We start from the raw sequence: 4,857 nt of genomic DNA on the forward strand, positions 1-4,857 counted from the left end.
TATGGAGCTGTTCCGCGCCTTCTCATCCATGAATAATGGCAAAGGCATGCTCAAACATGAGAAAGTGAAAGAGGTAGTGGGCTGGCCGGAATGGAAAGACAAAAATGGCAAATTCAGTATGGAGTTGTTCCGCGCCTTCTCATCCGTGAATTGTAGCAAAGGCATGCTCAAACATGAGGAAGTGAAAGGGGTGCTGGCCTGGCCGGAATGGAAAGATAAGAATGGCGAGTTCAGTATAAAGCTGTTCCGCACTTTCTCATCTATGTACGCCAGTAAAGGCACTCACAAACAGATGGAAGTGAAAGAGATGCTGAACTGGCCGGAATGGAAAGACAAGGATGGCGAGTTCAACAGGGAACTCTTCCGCACCTTCTCATCGATGTTCACCTCGAGAGGTGCACCCAAACATAGGGAAGTGAAAGAGGTACTGGGCTGGCCGGAATGGAAAGACGAGGATGGTGTGTTCAATATGAAGTTATTTCGCGCTTTCTCATCGATGAATAAAGGCCATGGCGTGCCCAACCATGAGCAAGTGAAAGAAATGCTGGGCTGGCCGGAATGGAAAGACAAGCACGGTGAGTTCAGTACGGAGCAGTTTCGCACTTTCTCGTCCATGAATCATGCCAGGGGCATGCTCAAACATTGGGAAGTGAAAGAGGTGCTGGGCTGGCTGGAATGGAGAGACAAGGATGGTGAGTTCAGTATGGAGCGGTTTCGCGCCTTCTCGTCCATATGCGCCAAAAGAGGCATGCCCGGACGTAAGAAAGTGAAAGAGGTGTTGGACTGGCCGGAATGGAAAGACAAAAATGGCGAGTTCAGTATGGAGCGGTTCCGCGCCTTCACGTTCATGAATCATAACCATGGCGTGCTCAAATACAAGGAAGTGAAAGAGGTACTGGGCTGGCCGGAATGGAAAGACAAGCATGGCGATTTTAGTATGAAACGGTTTAACGCTTTCTCATCCATGAATCATGGCCAAGGAGTGCCCAAACATGAGCATGTGAAAAAAGTGTTGGACTGGACACGTTGCGGGGGTAAACCCAATCACTTGCTCCTGCAAATTATGACCAAACTCTGGAAATCAGAAGGGCTACCTGCCACTGAAACGCTGCAACACCGGGAGACACAGCTGAAACAGTGGCTGTTTACAGAATTTACTGAAGAAAATAACGACTCTGATAACGAAGAGGGCGACAAATGGAATCGCCAGATAAAAACAGTTGCTCTTTACCTCTCCACCTATAAACCAGACTGGTCAATAAGCTGGGCAGTTTTAAAACAGTTTTACCAATGCCATGAAAGGACTAAAACCGTTCCGATATCGGAATCATTGATAAAGCTTCTGTCTTCTTATGGAGGGAAAGGCATCGAGTGCTACCTTAAGGCTAATCAACAGGACCGGGATTTTTTGCGGCAACATTCGGGTAAAACCGTGCCTTTGCACGTATTAAATCAAGCAATGGTTCTTTTTTCTTCCAATGAATACAGAGGGCGTTTTGTCTATTTCGTCAGGCGGTTGAAATCATTGCCAGACAAGAGCCAATGGGAACAGCTCTCAGCCCGGTTACGACAATTATCGGGGGTGCTGGAACTCGACTATATGCAAAGACTCTATTGGGAGATACTGGAACCCTTGACAAAAGATGATCAGCTCCGTTTTCTGGACGCCAACCATGCAGGGGCTCTATTCAACCTGTTTCCCTCGTTGAGCGCCCTGAATAAACTCAGCAAAGAGCATTCCTCCCAATGGTTAAAACGGCTGCTTGAAGCTTGCCTTGGACTAAAAAACCATGACATCACAAAAGAAGGCATCCAAATACTTTTTGAAGCGTTACTCAGAACCCATTGCCTTCTGCCCTGGGATCACGAAATCCCCGATCACTTTCTCTCTGGAATGCGCACAACAGACACCAACACCGTTGAGATACCTGTATCTGGACTTATTCCATCGGGAGAACAGCTGGCCCTGAGCTATATCACCGTGCTGATGCACAACCTCAATGAGATGTTCTTCACTGTCAGAGGGCAGTGGCTTGAGGTTGAGGTGCCGGGTGACAGTGTTCAGATCTACCGTTTTCCAATGCCGCAGCTGAAAATAAATGATGAAAAAATGGAAATCAGCAACTGGTCAGAGGATCAGTTCCGGTTTTTTTTGAAAATCACTGATATGCCTGAATACTATTATTTGACAGCAGATGATTGGCAAAGGCGTTTAAGATTGGATTACCCGTTATACATTCAAAGACGCGAAGCCAGATTATCCGCAAACAGAGAGCCCGGGGCAAAAGATGCCATTGAAGCAGCCCCCTTCAAACCTTTACCTGTATATGTTCTGGCTAACCTGATCAACACTAAGATGACCATCAACCTCATCGCATGGAAATCCCTTGACCAGCATAAAGAGAGGCTGCCTGGATCCTTGCTTGGCAAACTGAGAGAAAGAATCGAAGCATCAGGGGCAGAATGCCCCGATGAGATCAAAGAATCACTGTCCCAATACCTGAATAATGTCCAACCCACGAGTGCTGAAGCCTGTGAGCCGTTCATTGAATCGGTAACACAAAGCATTACCCCACCAGACGAAAAAACAGAAAAACAGGCGTTTCGCAATTTATGGTTAAAGCTCAACCAGACAGAAGTTTTTAGCACCGAAATACTGACATTACTGGACGAGTACAAGAATGAAATGGAGCTTGCGCATGCAGTGGCCGTCCTTAAAAAAGCCAAAATCGATATCGATAACAACATACTGGAAGGATGGAGGCAATGGGCATGCAGCGAAATACAGCGGTTAAAAATGCGTGACTCCTTATTATCGGAGGTTGATCCTGATATTTATCAGAGTTTTCAGGAATTAGAACTGCTTGATGAGTGTTTCACGGCACGCTAGCCATTAAGGTGCTATACAGTCTCGTGCATGTGGCAAACATCTATCAATGCGCCTGAGTCTATGGGATGCCCACAAGAAAGCAAAACCGCCTGCTCAATGGCTCGATCACTGCTTTTGTTGGTGACAATTATGCTTGGGGAGCCAATGCCTGCAGTGGGATTGGTCGGCTCAGGCCCGCAGCCAACGCATTTCTTGTATGCCAACAAGTTGGCCGAACCTGAGCAGCCCAACCCTCTTCCGCCAGGGTTTATGCAATTCGCCCTTAGTTTGCTTCAGCTGCTACCGAATAACAGCCCTCTTGAGCCTCTCCAATTGCGTCCCCTGGCGAGTTGGCCAATGAAGCAAACACGCCACATTGACATGTCCCCTGAAGTTCCTGAGAACACTTCCGCTACCGTGATCGCCACGGTTACTGCCGGGGGAGATGATGGCGATAAGCCACCCGACGGAAACCGCTGGAATCCTGACCCAGAGCCCCAGTCTGACCTTACCCTCGTTCTCAGCCCTGTTCAAAAATGCCTTCAACAAAAAAGGCAACTGCTTCGAATGTTACGAATCAAACGACTATGGGCAATTATAACTGACCGGACCACGCTGGCCCGGATTTTGTCAGATCGGATTATGGTGATTGAAGCGGACATTCTGGATCTGGAAAGATCAGCCCCTGACACGATGCATCCGGGGCTGGTTCAGACTTGGCCAACCGAGCACAGTCAGAAACTCATTGCTTACCGTGAGATCACTGCTGGCAAATATTCTGTCCGGCAGGTGGGTACCAAGAAAAAGAGTCAACCCTCGAGAATCCTCAAAGTATCAACCACCGTGACAACAGACCAGACTGGCCAATCCGGCCAGACGAACAGAACCACAGCCCGCGAACAGGCATCAGGTTCTACAGATGGCAGTGGTCGTAAAGATGATGACCCACTGAAACCCTCAGCTGGGCAGGGTGGCGAAAGTTCAGCTGTCAATTGTTCCCGGTGTAACAAGACACTCAATACACAGGAATTAAGTCGTATACACAATGAGGCAGCAGCTTCAGCGTTTTTGTGCAACCGATGCCTGTCGGGCACTGTGGGTAAAAAAAGAGCAAGACAAAACCATAAAGAAACAGAACCGGGTTTATCAGAACCTTCACAGAAAAAAAAGAAGGGCTCGGGTAGAAAGAGAAATCATTCAAAAGTAGCTTTTTCAGAGGCACCGGCCAAAAAGAAGAAACTGGCAGACACTCTGATCCCCGATGACCCATTGGAAAAAGTAAAAGCAAATATCCATTACGAATTAAATAAAGAAGAGCTGGAAAAAGCACAAGCCCTGATGGAGGTATTTAAGAAAAAAAACATCACAGTCAAATACACTTTTTATAAGCTGCTCGGTTTCGTGACGAGAAAGTCTTTTAATGGCTTCTTCGATAATGCTGTTGTTTTTTTTGGACACCTTCCAGAAACTATAAAAAATACCGGCATGCTGACCAGCATGCTAAAAAATGAAAAAAAACATATCCGTGATTTTGCAGAACGTAGCCAGAATGAACTGAAATATTTAGCGGCTCTGGATGTATTGACTTCCCTTTCGTCCATGAATAATGGCAAAGGTGTGCCCAGACATAAGGAAGTGAAAACCGTGCTGGGCTGGCCGGAATGGAGAGACAGGGATGGAAGGTTCAATGTAGAGTTGTTCCGCTCTTTCTCGTCCATGTACAACACAAAAGGCGTGCCCAAGCATGAGGAAGTGAAAGCCGTGCTGGGCTGGCCGGAATGGAAAGACAAGGATGGCAAGTTCAGTATTGAGATGTTCCGCTCCTTCTCGTCCATGAATCATACCAAAGGCAAGCTCAAACATGAGGAAGTGAAAGAGGTACTGGGCTGGCCGGAATGGCGGGACAAGGATGGCGAGTTCAATATGGAGCTGCTCCGCTCCTTCTCGTCCATGAACAGTGGCAAGGGCATGCTCAACCATGAGGATGT

General features: G+C 47.4%; 2 protein-coding genes. Both read left to right on the top strand.

All coding sequences use genetic code 11. From position 1 onward, the window contains the following. Positions 1-2,890 (top strand): hypothetical protein (locus KDK19_RS06555; RefSeq protein ID WP_257291596.1); only part of this gene is annotated, 2,890 nt, incomplete at its 5' end. Positions 2,891-3,226: 336 nt separating this feature from the next. After that, the coding region (locus tag KDK19_RS06560; RefSeq protein WP_257253718.1) for a hypothetical protein at positions 3,227-4,857 on the top strand (1,631 nt) is incomplete at its 3' end.

The sequence above is a fragment of the Endozoicomonas sp. ONNA1 genome (assembly GCF_024606325.1).
Classification (GTDB): Bacteria; Pseudomonadota; Gammaproteobacteria; order Pseudomonadales; family Endozoicomonadaceae; genus Endozoicomonas_A.